The organism is Planctomyces sp. SH-PL62, from assembly GCF_001610895.1.
Classification (GTDB): Bacteria; Planctomycetota; Planctomycetia; order Isosphaerales; family Isosphaeraceae; genus Paludisphaera.
The window spans coordinates 613783-628783 of record NZ_CP011273.1 but is presented as its reverse complement, the minus strand read 5'-3'; the positions used below and the strand labels follow the sequence as shown (position 1 = coordinate 628783).

The window sequence follows — 15001 nt, the reverse complement described above, 5'->3', positions numbered from 1 at the left end:
GCTCGTCGCGGTCGGAGTCTAGCCGCCATCCGTCAGGGACGGCAAGCATGAAGCCATGATTTTTTGACGAATGAATTAGGAGATGTGCGGGGCCGCTCAGAGGAGGCGGCCGTCGATCAGCGCGGCGACGCCGTCGTTGTCGTGGTCGGGGACGACGAGGTCGGCCGCGGCGAGGACTTCCGGAGGGGCGTGGCCCATCGCGACCCCGAGCCCGGCGCCCTCGATCATGGGGAGGTCGTTGACGTCGTCCCCCACCGCGCAGATCTCCTCGGGGGCGACGCCCCACTGCTCGGCGACGTGGAGCACGGCCGACCACTTGCCGGCGTCGCGGCGGATGACCTCGCACATCGTCCCCAGGTAGCGCGGGCTCTTCTGGACGAACGTCCGGACCCGGTCGCCGTGGGATTCCAGGACGAGCGCCTGCAGCGTGAGCATCTCCTCGCGGGGGCCGACGGCGCAGACGTGGAAGAAGGGGCCGTGGGCCCAGTCGGCGGCGATCTCGGCGTGGGAGAGGTTCTGGGCGACGTAGTCGTCGAACCAGCGGTGGCCGGTGGGGTGGCGCGAGACCCGGAAGTCGGGCTCGTCGTGGCGGCGGTCGTTGAACGCGACGACGTCGTACCCGCGCTCGCCGAAGAGGTCGATGAGGGCGGTGGCGAGGTCGTGGTCGAGGTCGGCCCGCCAGAGCGTCCGGTCGTCGGCCGGCTCCTTGACGATCGCCCCGGAGTTGCAGACGATCGGCGCGTCGATGCCGAGCTCGGCCGCGATCGGCCAGGCCCGGCGGTAGCGGCGGCCGGTGCAGAGGATGGGCCGGATCCCGGCCGCCGCGGCGCGGGCCACGGCGGCCTTGGTGCTGGGCAGGAGCGTCCCGGAGCGGTCGAGCAGCGTGCCGTCGACGTCCAGCGCCAGAATCCGATACTTCGGGCGGCTCATGCGTGCGAGCCCCGCGCCGCGCGCCGCCCCTGCACGCTGTGCGGGAAGAGGGCGACCTGGTCGAGCCGGCCGTCGGCGTCGATCGGCATCGGCTGGTAGTCGGTCTCGAGGGTCAGCGACGGGTCCGCGGCGACGTCGGCCTCAAGGGGCCGGGAGATCCAGAGTTCGTCGGTCTCCAGGGTGTTCGGCATCACGACGATGCGGGCCTCGGCCGGGTCGATCCGCCAGCAGGTCTCCAGCGCCTGCTCGATCACGGCGCGGTCGGTCGGAAGGGTGATCGGGATCCGCGCCCGCTCCAGGCAGCAGGAGGTCAGGACGTTGATCCGGAAGGCTTCCTCGTCGATCTTCGCCACCAGGCGTTCGGTGGTCAGGTCGGCGAAGCCCACGCCGACGATGTTGCCGTGGCTCTCCTCGGAGACGTCGAGCACGACCAGGCGGGTGACCACCGGTTTCGCGAAGTCGTGCTGGGTCTCGATCATGAGCCGGCCGATGACGTTGGGGTCCATGCCGGCGCCCGAGTAGTTCTTGCCCAGCTCGCCGACGACGAGCAGGTCGATCTGGTCGAACGGCAGCCGGCCCATCAGGCTCCGGGCCTTCTCCACCAGCCCGGGCTCCCGCTCGAACAGGTCGTCGGGCTCCAGCGGGACGATCTCGGCGGTCTCGTCGCGGCCGTTCTCCAGGATCGCCAGGCCCAGGGCGAAGTTGGTGTTCGCCAGCAGGAACCGGCCGACGGCCGGCAGCACTTCCTTCAGGCCCCGGAGCCCCAGCTTGTGCACCTGGGTCGCGCCGTCGCGCTTGCCAAGGCCGATCGTGAGCATCTTGACGATGCCCGACTCATAGGTGGCGCGGAAGTCGGAGTGGGGCTTGACGCGGTTCAGGAGGACGATGCCGTCGGCGCCGTGGGCGTTCTTGTCGAAGTAGATCGGCAGGCCGACGGGGTTCGTGCCCAGGACGACGGTGTCCATGTCGGTCTTGACCGGGACGCCCATCGACTCGGTCGTGACGTCGTAGCCGGCGAGCAGCTCGCGCTGGCCTTCGGGGGTCGCGCCGCCGTGGCTCCCCATCGCGGCGACGATGAACGGCTTGTAGCCCAGCTCCTTGAGCGTGTCGACGGTCGTGCGGGCCATCACGGCGATGTTCTTGATGCCCCGGCTGCCGACCCCCACGGCGATCGTCCCGCCGGCCGGCACGCGCTCGCGGATCCCGCTCTCCAGGATCAGGCGGCGGACCGTCCCCGGCACGTCGTCCACGCGGGGCTGGTTGATGTTCTGGCGGACGCGGGCGAGCGGTGGGAGATTCATGATTCGAGGGCCTGTGGGGAGGGACGAACCGGTCAGTAGCCGGCCTGCTTGTCGACGACGTTCAGCAGCGCCTCGCCGGCCGCGAACCGGCGCAGGTTCTCGCGCAGGATCTCGTGGCGCCGGCGGTCGCCGCCGGGGGACTGGCCGGCGGTGTGGGGGGTGATGATGACGTTGCGAGACCAGAGCGGGTGGCCGTCGGGGAGGGGTTCGGGGTCGGTCACGTCGAGCCCCGCCGCCGACACCCGGCCCGAATCGAGGGCAGCGACCAGGGCGTCGGTGTCGACGACCTTGCCGCGCGAGACGTTGATCAGGATCGTCCCCGGCTTCATCAGGGCGAACTCCTCCGCCCCGATCATCCGGGTCGACGCCTTCGTCAACGGCACGGCGCTGGCGACGATCTCGGCCCTGGGGAGCAGCTCGCGGAACTTGTCGGGCCGGTGCAGCTCGTCGACGAACAGCGGACGTTCCAGGACCTTGGGGTCGGTGGCGATCACGCGGACGCCGAAGCCGTACGCCCGGCGGGCGATCTCCGAGCCGATCCCCCCCAGGCCGATGACGAGCATCGTCTTGCCCGCCAGCTCGTCGAGCACGACTCCCGGCCGGCGGCTCCCCCAGCGCTTGTCGGCGTTCGAGGCCAGGAAGTGGGGGATGTCGCGGGTGAAGGCGAGCAGGTAGGCGAGGGCCTGGTCGGCGATCTCCGGCGCGAAGGCGCGCTGCATGTTGGTCAGCACGATCGGCCCGTCGACCAGCTCGGGGATCCCCATCAGGTGCTCGACCCCGGCGCTGCCGTTCTGGGCCCATCGGAGCGACTTCGCCCCCGCCCGGAGCACGCGCGGCGTGAGGAGGCCGTAGAGCCCCTGGGCCTCGCCGACGCGGGCGACGGCCTCGTCCTCGTTCTGGCAGACCACCAGCTCGACGTCCGGGGCGGTGGCCTGGAGGTCCGAAAGCTCCTCGGGCCGCAGCCGGGGGACGACGACTTTGAGCCGGCCTTCGGCCTTCGCGGCGGCCCGGCCCTCGGGCGCGGCGGCGAGGGCGGCGGACGTGGCGGACGCGGCGGCGAGGAACGAGCGGCGGTTCATGGCGTGGGCTCCGGGGGCGGGTCGGGGTCGCGTCGGGGTCACGTCGGAGGATCGCCGCCCGCTCGGGTCGCGGACGGGCTCGGCTCAGGTCAGGTGAGCCGGGGGAGCAGCCGGTCGACGATCGTCTTGCCGATGTTCAGCGAGGCGGTCGCGGCGGGCGAGGGGGCGTTGTTGACGTTGATGACGTGCTCGGCCTCCTGGATCAGGAAGTCGTCCACCATCGAGCCGTCGGGGGCGACGGCCTGGGCGCGGATGCCGGCCGGGGCGGGCTCCAGGTGCTCGGCGCGGATCTCGGGGACGAGCCGCGAGAGGGCCTTGACGAACGCCGCCTTGCTGGCCGACCGCCACATCTCGCCCAGGCCGGTCTTCCAGTACTTGAACGCCAGCTTGCGGAAGCCGGGATAGCGCATCGTCTCCAGGACGTCGGCCATGTTGAAGTCGGTCTTGTTGTACGCCTCGCGGCCGAAGGCCAGCACGGCGTTGGGCCCGCACTCGACGCCCCCCTCGATCATCCTGGTGAAGTGGACGCCGAGGAACGGGAAGGCCGGGTCGGGGACCGGATAGATGAGGTTCTTGCAGAGGCCGCGAGCCTCCGGCTTCAGCTCGAAGTATTCGCCCCGGAAGGGGATGATCTTCACGTCCGGCGTCTGGCCGCTGAGGGCCGTGACCCGGTCGCACTGGAGTCCCGCGCAGTTGACGATCTGGGCCGTCTCGACTTCCTCGCCGGCGGCCGTGGTCAGCACGGCTTTCTCGTGGGTGCGGACGATCTTCGTGACCCGCGCGTTCGTGAGGACCTGGCCGCCGGCCTCGCGGATCCGCTCGGTCAGGCGGTGGCAGACCGCTTTATAATCGACGATCCCGGCCTCCGGGACGTGGATGGCCTGGATGCCCGCGGAGTGGGGCTCCAGCTCGGCGAGCCGGGCCTTGTCGATCTTCGAGCAGACCACGCCGTTGGCCTGGCCGCGCTCGTAGATCCGCTCCAGGGCGGGGAGGTCGGACTCGTCGATCGCGACGATGACCTTGCCGCAGATCTCGTAGGGGATGCCCTCGGCGGCGCAGAACTCCTCCATCAGCTTCTTGCCGAGGCGGCAGTTCTCCGCCTTGAGGGAGCCCGGCTTGTAGTAGATGCCGGAATGGAGCACGCCGGAGTTGTGCCCGGTCTGGTGTCGGCCGACGTCGGCCTCCTTCTCCAGCACGACCACGCGGGTCTGGGGACGCGTCCGGGTGAGCTGGTAAGCGGTCGCCAGGCCGACGATCCCCCCACCGACGATCGCCACATCGGTTGCTATCAACGTCTTCCTCGGTCTTCAGGATTCGCGCGCGGCGGCCGGATGCCGTTCGGGCCTCCCCGTCCGGGCCGGGCCGCGACATCCCATCATCCTAGACCGCCGCCCCCGGCACAAGACCTCACGGGAGCGCCGGGGCGGGCCGAGGCTCGCTCACTGGCCGTACAGGCCGACGCCGGGCCCCAGGGTCGGCGCATACACGCCGATCGGCGGAGGCGGGGCGATCTGATCCGGGGTCAGGCCCGTGCCCGCCGTGACGGGGAAGGTGCGGTAGGAATGGGCGCCGGTCGGGGCCCCATAGACATACCCCGGCGCGACGAAGCCCGGCCGCCAGAGCCCCACGCCGTAGCGTCCCGGCATGTACCCGCTGGGGGGCAGGTTGTTGCCGTAATAGGCCGACCACGGATGCGCCGAGAACGCGGTGTAGGTGCGCGGCACGCCGTAGCTGTTGAAGCCGTAGCTCGTGCCGTAAAGCCCGGGGGCCGCGAAGTAGTCGCTGACCCGGTACGAAGGGACCGCCGGCCCGCCCGGTACGGCCTGGGCTTGAGCCGGGGAAGAGGTCGTCGACAGGGCGGCGGCCGTGACCAGCAGGGCGAGTCGTCGCATGGTGCGGTACATCCTCAGGTGATGGTGGGACCGCCGATCGGCTAGGAGCCTGGACGAACCCGACTCCTCCATTCTACCGCACGTCCAGGTGTCGGGCGGCCGAATCGCCGAGAATCGCCGACGAGACGCTCAGAGCCCTCCAACGCCCAGCAAACCCGTCGCCCAGGGGATGAACGGGACGAGTGCGACGTTGGCGGCGAAGACGGCCAGGGTCGTCCAGACCACCCCTCGGGTCGCGGCGCGGCCGACGTCCTCCGCCGAGCGTTCCGCGTTGAGGCCGACCCAGCAGCCGACCAGGCCGACCACCAGCCCGAAGACGGTCGTCTTGAGGGTCGCCGGGACCACGTCCGAGAGCCGCAGGAAGACCAGCGACTGCCGCCAGAACAGCTCCGTCGAGAGCTTGCCCGCCGTCGCCTCGGCGGTCAGGGCCCCCGCCAGGGCCGAGGCGTCCACCAGGACCGTCAGGAGCGGGAGGGCCAGCACGCAGGCGACGACCCGAGGGGCGACCAGGCTGGGGATCGGATCGGCGCCCAGGACGATCCGGGCGTCGATCTCCTCGTTCAGGGTCATCACGCCCATCTCGGCCGCGAGCCCCGCGCCGACGCGGCCCGCGGTCAGGACGCCGGCCAGCAGCGGGCCCAGCTCCACCACCACGGCCACCGCCAGGAAGCTCGGCAGGGCCGCCTCCGCGCCGTGGGCGGCCAGCAGCCGGTGGGTCTGGAACCACGTCGCCAGGCCGACGCTCAGGCCGGCGCCGACCACGATCGGCAGGCTCATGACCGCCATCTGTTCGAACAGCCTGACGACCTCGCCGCCGCGCCGGAACGGCGCGACCGGAAGCGCCAGGAGCGTCCGCGCGGCGAAGCCCAGGAAGCGGCCCGCGAGGCGGATCGGCCCGGTGATGATGGTCTCCATGTCCAGGCCCGTCCCCCTCTCCGTCGCCCAACCCGCCTTTACGCCGACATCCAGGATACTGACAATGCAGGACGATGCCGACCCGCCTCCTCGCCGTGGATCGACGGCGGTCCACGAAGGATTCCGAGATCGCGATGACCGACGTGACCCAGCCCGACGCGACGATCACCCCCTGGAACCTGTTCGTGCTGGCGGCCTGCGCGCGGCTCGGCCCGTTCCCCCAGGTCCACCTCTCGCCCCGGATCGCGGGGCGGGATCTGGGGATCGCGCTGCGGGCGAAGCTCCCGATGGAGCCCTCGGAGTTCATCGTCGCGACGGTCGACCACGCCATCGGCGCGATCCCGTGCCCCGTCGTCCTGACCAACCGCCGCCTCTTCTGGTTCGAGCGGACGGACGACCATCCTGAATCGGCGAAGGGCCCGACGATCCGCGGCGCCGCCGTCGAGTACGTCCTCCTGGGTGACGAGATCATCGCCAAGGCGGCGGCAGACGGGGGAGGGGGCGTGGAGCTGGACCTGGGCGGGGGTCGGATCGTCCGGACCTCGTCGGCCGCTCCCGAGCTGGGCCTGACGCTCGCGGAGACGCTCCGCGAACTGGGCGAGGCCTCCCGCGCGGCCGCGCCGCCGCGGGTGGAGCCCGAGCGGGCCCGACGGATCGCCGAGGCCCTCCCCGGCATCGTCGAGGCGGATCGGCGGCTCCGGTCGTTCGGGGCCGACATCGCGAACTTCCACGCCGATCTGCTCGCCGCGACCCCCTCGACGTTCGTGACTTACGGGATCGTCGCCGCCTGCGTCGGGGTCTTCGGGGTCATGACCGCGACGGGCGTCGACCCGATGACGCCGGGGCACGGCGACCGCCTCGCCTGGGGGGCCAACGACGCCGTCCGGGTGGCCCTCGGCGGCGAGATCTGGCGACTCCCCGCGAGCGTCTTCCTGCACGGCGGGTTGATCCACCTGGCCGTGAACATGTGGGCGCTCATGAACATCGGCCCGCTGGTCGAGCGGTTCTACGGCAACCTCAGCTACGCGGCGTTGTACCTCGCGGCGGGCGTCGGCGGGGCGATCGCCAGCATGGCGACGCCTCCGGCGCGGGACAGCGTGGGGGCGTCCGGGGCGATCTTCGGAGTCCTCGGCGCGCTCCTGGCCTTCCTGCTCCTCCACCGGCGGGCGGTGCCGGCCACGGTCCTCCGCCCGCTCCGCTCCAGCGCCCTGGGGTTCGTGGTATTCAACACCCTCCTCGGCGCGGTCATCCCGATGATCGACCAGGCCGCGCACATGGGGGGGCTGGCGACCGGCTTCCTGGCCGGCTTGGTGCTCGCGCGGCCCTGGCCGGCGAAGCGGTCGACGCGAGGCCTGGCGCGGTCGGTGGTGATGTCGGGGGTCGTCGCGGCTGTGATGGTCGGCGTCGGCGAGGGGGCCGTGCGCTGGCGGGCCGGGACGCTCGACGCCCGCGACCGCTTCGGCGACTTCGCCCGCCAGATCGGCCCCGCCTACCGACGATTCATCGAGACCGCGAAGGGGAACCAGGAGGTCGTCGACCTGCTGAACCTGGGCGAGGAGGCCGACGCGAAGGCCAGGCTCCCCGAGGTGCTCGCCCGGCTCGACCGCCAGGGCCGGGCCAATCTGACCGACGTCGGACGGGTCCGGGCCTCGGACCCGAAACTCCAGCAGGTCGCAGATCTCCTGGCCTCGGCCCAGCGCGAGCAGGTGGCCGGGATCGCGGCCGTCCAAAAGTTCGAGGAGACCGGGGACCGCGCCTGGCTGGAAGGGCCGGACGGTTTCGTGAACCACGTCGCGGCCTCGGTCCACCATGAGAAGGAGCGCCGGGAACTGGAGCGCGCGTATCTCGGCGCCGAGGGCCTGGGCGACCTGGAAGGCGACGAGGAAGCCGACGAACGCTAGACTGCCTGCATCCAAATCCAGGGGGCGGGTGGATTGTCTGCATCCAGATGACCTGATAGGATCGCTCCGCCGCGACCCGCGCGGGAGTTCTTCCCGACGCCGGTCGCGTTCGGCCGGGCGACGTCGGCCCGGCGCGCTTCACCACGGCCGTTTTTCGCGACCGTCCATCCCTTCTCCCAGGAGCGTCATCGGTGCGGTTCATCTCCCATCGCGGTTCCCCCGTCGCGTTGCTGCTCGCAATCGTCGCCGGGCTGGCGTCCGCCCCGGCTCCCTGCCGCGCGGACCTCGACGAATACGTCAAGAAGGCCGACCCCGCCTTCGCCTGGAAACAGGTCGAGGTCAAGGAGATCGAAGGGGGCAAGGTCTCGGTCCTGGACCTGACCTCCCAGGTCTGGCAGGGGATCCCCTGGACCCACAGCCTGCGGATCTACGAGGGTCCGAAGACCACGTACGACGACGCCGTGCTCCTGTTCATCACCGGCGGCAGCACCGGCAACCGGCCCGGCCCCGACATGGAGAAACTGGCGCTGACGCTCGCCAACCTTTCCGGCGGCCGGGTCGCCCTGCTGAGCCAGGTCCCCAACCAGCCGCTGCTGGGAGACAAGAAGGAAGACGAGCTGATCGCCGAGACCTTCATCCGCTACCTGGAGACCAAGGACGAGAACTGGCCCTTGCTGTTCCCGATGACCAAGAGCGCCGTCAAGGCGATGGACGCCGTCCAGGCCTGGGCCAAGGAGACCCGCCAGCTCGACGTCGACCGGTTCGTCGTCACCGGGGCCTCGAAGCGGGGCTGGACGACCTGGCTCTCCGGCGCGGTCGACGATCGGGTGATCGCCATCGCCCCGATGGTCATCGTCATGCTCAACATCGGCGAGCAGGGCCAGAACCAGCTCGACGTCTGGGGAGCCTACAGCGAGCAGATCGACGACTACGTCAAGCGAGGGCTGATGGAGCAGGTCAAGACCGGCCCCGGCACCAAGCTCTGGCGGATGGTCGACCCCTACACCTATCGCGACCGCCTGGCCGACAAGCCCAAGTTCCTGCTCAACGGCGCCAACGACCCCTACTGGACCCTCAACGCGATCGACCTCTACTGGGACGGCCTGGCGGGGGCCAAGTATCTGATGGGCCTGCCGAACGCCGGCCACGGCCTCGACGGCGACCGCTCGTGGGTCTTCAACGGCCTCTCGGTCTTCTTCCGCAGCAGCGTCACCGGCCGCCCCATGCCGAAGCTGGACTGGACCTTCGAGCCCGGCGCGAAGGATCAGTACACGCTCAAGATCAACTCCGACCCGCCGCCGAAGTCGGCCCGGCTCTGGACCGCCTCGGCCGCCGATCGCGACTTCCGCAAGTCCAAGTGGGAAGCCAAGCCGCTGGAGCCCGGCGCGATCGTCTCGGCCATCGTCACCGCGCCGGAGGAAGGCCACCGCGCCGTGTACGCCGACCTCGAGTATGAGTTCGACGGCCTTCCCTACCACCTGACGACGACCTTCTTCGAGCCCGGCGTCGACGCCAAGGCGAAGACGAAGGACGCCAAGCCCGTCGAGACCGCCGCGCCGGTCGGCGCGGCCGCCGGCCGCTGAAACCGGCCGCTCCTCCCACGCTCACGGCCCGCGCCGATCGCCCCGGGCGATCAGGCGCGGGCCGGGACCGAGCCCCGGCGATCGGCCAGCACCTCGAGCACCGTGGGCCCCGGCTTCCCCAGCCTCCGGAAGAAATACCCGTGGCAGGAGACGGCCTCCTCGCGGTACGGCCGGTAGTTCCGCAGGATCTGGTCCGCCGCCGCCAGGTTGTAGTGCGGCATCAGCCCGAAGACGTGGTGGGTCAGGTGGTAGTCCTGCCCGTACGGGAAGACGCAGAAGTTGAACAGCGGGTTGCAGTGGAAGTTCCGCGAGTGCGCGAACTCCCCCTCCGCCGGCGCGTTGCTGTGGTGCGCGATCTCGCGAAGCTGCATCAGGAACGGGTAGACCGTCAGCAGCGGCAGCACCCAGAACAGGAAGAAGATCGGCCACGATCCCGACAGGTGGACGAGGGCCAGCATCGGCAGCCAATAGCTCCCGCGCAGGCAGCGTCCGACCCTGAACCGATAGGGCGCGCGGGGCTCGCGAAGGCCCATCGTCGCGTTGGCGTTCTTCGCCTGCCCGAAGAGATAGCGGATCAGCGTCGGCAGCCAGGCCGAGAGGACGACGTAGCGATACCAGAACCGGGGCCTCGGCATCGGGAACGGGTAGCGGTCGCCGTCGAAGTGCAGCCGCGCCACGTCCGGGTCGCGCTCCGGGTCGTTGAGGAACTGGTGATGCCCCAGGTGCGTGACGCGGAACCGCTGGGTCATCGCCATCAGGGGGAACATGCAGAGCAGGTCCGACGCCAGCTCGTTCGCCAGTCGGTTCCGGAACAGCGCGTAGTGCGAGCCTTCATGCCCCAGCCCGGAGAGCCGGTGCTGGAACACCGCCACGGCGACCACGCCCAGGGTCGCCAGGACCGCGAAAGCCCCGGTCGACAGCCCGCCGTCCCCCCAGGCCCGATAGGCGGCGACGCAGGCCGCCAACGAACCGATCAGGCCGACGTACTCGCCCAGCAGATATCGAAGATTCGTGGAGTTGTCCGCTCGGAGCAGCGGCACCAGGGCGCGATGCGTCTGGTCCCAACTCCAGTCCGAGTCGACCTCTTTCTCGATCGTCGTCGTGCGCGTCATGGATGTTCAAGCACCTTTCGCCAGATGGTTCATCCGATCCACCGAGCACAATCGACTGCGGTTTATGCCCCGCATCCCCCTCATTTTACCACGTAATCGGGTACAGTTGAGGAAGGATACCAGGGAAGGCGGCCGTGTCGGCCAGGTCGAGTCATGGGCGACGAGGGGGGACGGGGATCATGCCGGTGGCGTCTCAGCGGAAAGCGTTCTCGCGCGCGGCTTCGGGCGTTCCGACGGCCGAGGAGGATTCGTTGGAGATTTCGCCGGCCTGGGAGCCGGGAGGCGAGGCGGTCGAGGGCCTGCATCGCTGGCGGGCCTCGCTCAGGGAGGACATGAGCCGGACGCTGGACGACCCGCGCTGGCCTCGGGCGCTGGCCGGCGTCGGCGTGGTCCACCTGCTGGCGTTCCTGGTCTGCCAGGCCTTGGCGGAGCCGGTCTCGCGGCGCGACCTGCGCTATCTGGCGATCTGGTTCGTCGAGCTGGTCTGCGTCTTCGGGGTGATGCGCGCCCTGGCGGGGCGGCACTGGATCCGTCGGAGCGCGGCGGTGAATCTGGCGGCCAAGCTCTGGACGACGTTCCTGATCCTGTCGTTCAACGTGGTGTCGCTGAACTCGCTGGTCGGGATCGAGAACCCGTGGTTCAAGGCGGTCTGGGGGACGTTGAGCACGTTCCTGTTCGCGTCGCTGGCCTGGCTGTTCACGCCCCTCTTCTTCATCCCGGCGGTGCAGATGTGGGCGACGGGCATGCTGATGGCCCAGTTCGACCCCTACGCCTACCTCATCTACGGCGTCTCCTGGTCGCTGGCCCTCTTCGGCATCGCCGGCTGGATCCGCAGGGCCCACTGACGAGCCTTCGCCTCCGCTCCGCCGGACTTCGAAAGCGAAACGAGGCCGCCGCGCCTTCCCTCATCGGGATGGCGCGGCGGCCTCGTCGCATTTCAGGTCGGGATCGGGATCGGATTCAGGATCCGATCCGACTTGGGACCGCCCCGTTGTAGGTCGACAGGTCGAGGCCGGCGGGGGATTCGCCGACGCCGGACCGCTTGGGGGTCCAGGTGGGCAGTTCGCAGAGGCCGCCGCCGAGGAACGTGTGGTGCCAGAGCTGGGTGGCGGCCACGCAGGTCAGGCTCAGGTCCATGATGATCCGCTTGGGCGTGAACTTCGGGAACCGCCCGTGCGCGGCGACCTCGCGGGCCACGCCCTCGACGTCGAAGTAGCCGGTCTTGCGGAGCGACTCCGGGCTGAGCAACTGGTCGACCCAGGCCGGGCGGCCGGCGTCGAAGAAGGCCTCGGACCGGCTGGCGCGGAACATGGTCTTGGGCCGGTTGGCGATCTTCTTGGGGAGCGTCCGGGCGGCCACCTGCCGCAAGATCCACTTGTCGGTGAGACCCTTCAGCTTGTATTCCGGCGCGATCGACGCGCAGAAGGCGACGACGTCCTCGTCGAGCAGCGGGTAGCGGCCCTCGACCGACGAATTCATCGCGACCCGGTCCCCCTTGCCGTGGAGCAGAAGCCCGGCGAGCATCACCCGATAGCCGACGTACAGCGACTGATTCAGGGGCGCCCATCGGGTGAAGTTCGGATTGTCGATTCGCAGGTCGTCGTAGGCGGAGAACTCGCCCACGCCGTCCCACATCTCCCCCGAATAGAGGAAGCTGCGGGACTGGGCCATCAGGTCGTAGACGTCCTGCTGCGCCGGGCGGACCCCCTGGAAGCCGTGGCGGGGGGGGAGGTGGGCGGGGTCGCCGTGCATCGAATGGACGATCACGTTCCGGATGCCGGCCGGGAGCCAGTTGCCGGCGACCCGACGCATCACGTTACGGACCTGCTGGCTCTTGAACCAGGGATAGCCCGCGAGCGCCTCGTCGGCTCCCTCGCCGGTCAGGGCGACCTTGTACCCCTGGGCGTGGACCGCCTTGGCGAGCTGCATGAGGCAGGCCGCCGAGGAATCCATCACCGGGCCTTCCGCGGCCCGGATCAGCTCGGGATAGGCGTTGATGATGTCCGTGCGGTTCATCGTGACCATCGTCAGCTTCGAGCCCAGCGCCTCGGCCGACTCCACGGCCTGCGACCGCTCGTCGGGGCCGGCGTTGTTCAGGCCGATGGTGAACGACGGGACCGCGTGCCCGCGCTGGCGGGAGCTGAGGCCCAGGACCACCGTCGAATCGAGCCCGCCGCTGATGTAGCTGACCACCGGCACGTCGCCACGGAGCCGACGCTCGACCGCCTGGCGCATCAGGTGCTCCAGCTCGTCGATCAGCGGCGTGGGGTCCTTCATCCGGCGCTCGTCGCCGGCGTCGGGGAAGTCCAGGTCCCAGTACTTGACCGTCTCGATCCGACCGTCGCGGACGGACAGGAAGTGGCCGGGGGGGATGATGTTGATCCCCTCGAAGAACGTCCGCGAGGTGCTGGCGCAAAAGGTGTTGAAGAAGACGTCGATCCCCCGCCGGTCGGCGCGGGCGTCGATCATCCCCGAGGCGAGCAGGGCCTTGATCTCGGAGCCCCAGAGGAGCCAGCCGTCGACCTCGGCGTAATAGAGCGGGCAGATCCCCACCCGGTCCCGGCCCAGGAGCAAGGTGCGCTCCTTGCGATCCCAGAGCGAGACGGCGTACTGGCCCCGGGCCTTCTCGAACATCCCCCGGCCCAGGTCCTCATATAGGTGGACCCAGAGTTCGGTGTCGCAGCGTGTGGAGAGCGTATGCCCTCGCGCGAGGAGTTCCTGTTGAATTTCAGGATACTCGAAGATTTCGCCGTTCTGGGCGACCCAGACGGTCCCGTCCTCGTTGCAGAGAGGCTGCCGCCCCCCCGCCAGGTCGACGATCGCCAGCCGACGCGCGCCCAGGGCGACGCCGGGCTCGATGTGGATTTGCTCGTCTTCCGGCCCGCGATGAGCGATCGCGGCGGTCATCGCCAGCAACCGAGCCGCCGGAAACTCGCGCCGATCCCGTAAATCCAAGGCCCCCGCGATGCCGCACATGGTTGCTGAATCTCCTGGGCTCGTTGCATCGTCCCCGACGGTCCCGGTGAGCCGAACGTCAGAGTCTGCCCGTCCCCCCGGCTTTCAACTATACCATGCCTCGACAACCTCGGACGGATGCCGAAGGGAATGCGGCCCCGCGACCCAGGCCCCGAACCGAGGATTTCCGGCCCGCCGCCGTCCAGGAGCCGTGGCCCGCGCCGACAGCCATGAGGCCGACCGCCCGCGCATCCCGGATCATCCCGAAATTCCGACCGAAAGCCGCTCCGAGGCGGCCATCCGGCCCGCTGCAAGGCTTTCCCGAGGGGCGACCGAGCGGGTCTGATAAAGCGACGACCGCCGGCTTCGAGCCGGGGTCAAGCTGGGCGGCTCGCCGCGACGGCAACCCGCCTTCCTGGGCAAGATCAACGACCGGGCTCGACGAGCCGAGGGTGCCGACGTGGGGGAGGAGGGGAAGAGGGGGAGGCCCCGAGGCGTCCGGTCGTGGACGCCTCGGTCGAGCGATCCGAGTCGATCAGGCGCGGCGCCGACGGCGGCGCAGCAGCGTGACGCCGCCGACGACGCCGAGGCCGAGCATGACGACCGAGGTCGGCTCGGGGACCGCGACGGCGGAGATGTTGACCTGGAGGGTGCCCGGAGCACCGCTGCTCCCCGGGCCGGTGGCGGATTTCACCTTCAGGATGAAGGCCGTGTCGCCCAGGTGGAGGATCGGATCGGACGCGAAGCTGAGGATCGTGGTCGTGGTGTTGATCGCCCCGTCGGCGCCGCCGGCGGCCGAGCCGCTCACCTGGCCCAGCAGGTTGACGTAACCGGTCTGGCCGTTGGCGGTCAGGGCTAGTTGATAGTTGAAATTCACCACAAAGTCGTTGAGCGTCCCGCCGGCGGACGGCGTGTAGAAGACCTGACCGAAGTTCAGGTCGGCCCCGCCGGTCAGGCCCGCGTCGACGTCGACGCCGCTGTTGGTCGTGAAGGTGAGGTCGCCGGCGGGCGCGATCGAGACGACGGCCGTATCCCCGGTCGGCGGGTCGCTGGCGAGGCCCGGGGCGAGCGCGGCGCTCACCTTGGTGCTGAACTCGAAGACCGGCCCGGCCTGGGCCTGGGCCGCCAGGCCCACCAGCAGAAGGGTGAACAGAGGAAAGCGGAGGAACTGCGGCACGAGAGCACTCCTTTAGCAGCAGATACCGAGAGGTCGACTCAATCCTTTGCAACCGACACCGCCTGGACGGTCGGGTCAACATAGGAGACGGCCGTTGGTCAGGTCAAGGCCTAACCAGAATTATTAGGCTTCTCCGAGATTCAACCCGCGTCCTCG

Annotated in this window: 12 protein-coding genes; 3 read left to right on the top strand and 9 right to left on the bottom strand. The window is 69.9% G+C overall.

Annotated features, from left to right (window positions below; all coding sequences use genetic code 11):
• Positions 1-96: 96 nt before the first annotated feature.
• The 6 genes from VT85_RS02405 to VT85_RS02380 form a co-directional block, all read right to left on the bottom strand.
• On the bottom strand, positions 97-930 hold the full coding sequence (locus VT85_RS02405) for an HAD family hydrolase (RefSeq protein ID WP_068409963.1): 834 nt from the start codon (positions 928-930) through the stop codon (positions 97-99).
• A complete protein-coding gene (locus tag VT85_RS02400; RefSeq protein WP_068409957.1) occupies positions 927-2231 on the bottom strand; it encodes a lactate racemase domain-containing protein in 1305 nt (434 codons plus the stop codon). The genes VT85_RS02405 and VT85_RS02400 overlap by 4 nt, the downstream gene beginning before the upstream one ends.
• 32 nt (positions 2232-2263) lie before the next feature.
• A complete protein-coding gene (locus VT85_RS02395; protein WP_068409953.1) occupies positions 2264-3310 on the bottom strand; it encodes a D-2-hydroxyacid dehydrogenase in 1047 nt (348 codons plus the stop codon).
• Between the two features lie 89 nt (positions 3311-3399).
• Positions 3400-4602 carry an L-2-hydroxyglutarate oxidase gene (lhgO, locus tag VT85_RS02390; RefSeq protein ID WP_068409951.1) on the bottom strand — a complete coding sequence of 401 codons (1203 nt, stop codon included), beginning with the start codon at positions 4600-4602 and terminating at the stop codon, positions 3400-3402.
• Positions 4603-4749: 147 nt separating this feature from the next.
• Positions 4750-5202, bottom strand: a complete 453-nt coding sequence (locus VT85_RS02385) for a hypothetical protein (protein WP_068409941.1) — start codon at positions 5200-5202, stop codon at positions 4750-4752.
• A 129-nt stretch (positions 5203-5331) separates the two neighbouring features.
• On the bottom strand, positions 5332-6117 hold the full coding sequence (locus VT85_RS02380; protein ID WP_068409940.1) for an MlaE family ABC transporter permease: 786 nt from the start codon (positions 6115-6117) through the stop codon (positions 5332-5334).
• A 134-nt stretch (positions 6118-6251) separates the two neighbouring features.
• On the opposite strand from VT85_RS02380, the gene VT85_RS02375 reads away from it, so the two are divergent.
• Both VT85_RS02375 and VT85_RS02370 read left to right on the top strand, forming a co-directional pair.
• Positions 6252-8018 carry a rhomboid family intramembrane serine protease gene (locus VT85_RS02375; RefSeq protein WP_197491053.1) on the top strand — a complete coding sequence of 589 codons (1767 nt, stop codon included), beginning with the start codon at positions 6252-6254 and terminating at the stop codon, positions 8016-8018.
• 191 nt (positions 8019-8209) lie between these two features.
• Positions 8210-9601: a PhoPQ-activated pathogenicity-related family protein gene (locus VT85_RS02370; RefSeq protein WP_068409938.1), complete on the top strand. Its 1392-nt coding sequence runs from the start codon at positions 8210-8212 to the stop codon at positions 9599-9601.
• 50 nt (positions 9602-9651) lie between these two features.
• Here VT85_RS02370 and VT85_RS02365 read toward each other — a convergent pair whose 3' ends face one another.
• Positions 9652-10713 carry a fatty acid desaturase family protein gene (locus tag VT85_RS02365; RefSeq protein WP_068409931.1) on the bottom strand — a complete coding sequence of 354 codons (1062 nt, stop codon included), beginning with the start codon at positions 10711-10713 and terminating at the stop codon, positions 9652-9654.
• 251 nt (positions 10714-10964) lie between these two features.
• Here VT85_RS02365 and VT85_RS02360 point away from each other — a divergent pair, with 251 nt between their 5' ends.
• Entirely contained in the window at positions 10965-11558 is a 594-nt protein-coding gene (locus VT85_RS02360) for a hypothetical protein (RefSeq protein ID WP_156512631.1), read from the top strand.
• A 115-nt stretch (positions 11559-11673) separates the two neighbouring features.
• Here the strand turns inward: VT85_RS02360 and asnB are convergent, their stop codons facing one another.
• Positions 11674-13689 carry an asparagine synthase (glutamine-hydrolyzing) gene (gene asnB / locus VT85_RS02355; protein ID WP_068409925.1) on the bottom strand — a complete coding sequence of 672 codons (2016 nt, stop codon included), beginning with the start codon at positions 13687-13689 and terminating at the stop codon, positions 11674-11676.
• Positions 13690-14203: 514 nt separating this feature from the next.
• Complete coding sequence (locus tag VT85_RS02350; protein WP_068409914.1) at positions 14204-14845, bottom strand: PEP-CTERM sorting domain-containing protein; 642 nt, start codon at positions 14843-14845, stop codon at positions 14204-14206.
• Positions 14846-15001 lie beyond the last annotated feature (156 nt).

Bases quoted from the DNA above. Each gene is read 5' to 3' on its own strand.
- asnB (WP_068409925.1), bottom strand. From the start codon at position 13,689: ATGTGCGGCATCGCGGGGGCCTTGGATTTACGGGATCGGCGCGAGTTT.
- VT85_RS02385 (WP_068409941.1), bottom strand. From the start codon at position 5,202: ATGCGACGACTCGCCCTGCTGGTCACGGCCGCCGCCCTGTCGACGACC.
- VT85_RS02380 (WP_068409940.1), bottom strand. From the start codon at position 6,117: ATGGAGACCATCATCACCGGGCCGATCCGCCTCGCGGGCCGCTTCCTG.
- VT85_RS02395 (WP_068409953.1), bottom strand. From the start codon at position 3,310: ATGAACCGCCGCTCGTTCCTCGCCGCCGCGTCCGCCACGTCCGCCGCC.
- VT85_RS02365 (WP_068409931.1), bottom strand. From the start codon at position 10,713: ATGACGCGCACGACGACGATCGAGAAAGAGGTCGACTCGGACTGGAGT.
- VT85_RS02405 (WP_068409963.1), bottom strand. From the start codon at position 930: ATGAGCCGCCCGAAGTATCGGATTCTGGCGCTGGACGTCGACGGCACG.
- VT85_RS02375 (WP_197491053.1), top strand. From the start codon at position 6,252: ATGACCGACGTGACCCAGCCCGACGCGACGATCACCCCCTGGAACCTG.
- VT85_RS02400 (WP_068409957.1), bottom strand. From the start codon at position 2,231: ATGAATCTCCCACCGCTCGCCCGCGTCCGCCAGAACATCAACCAGCCC.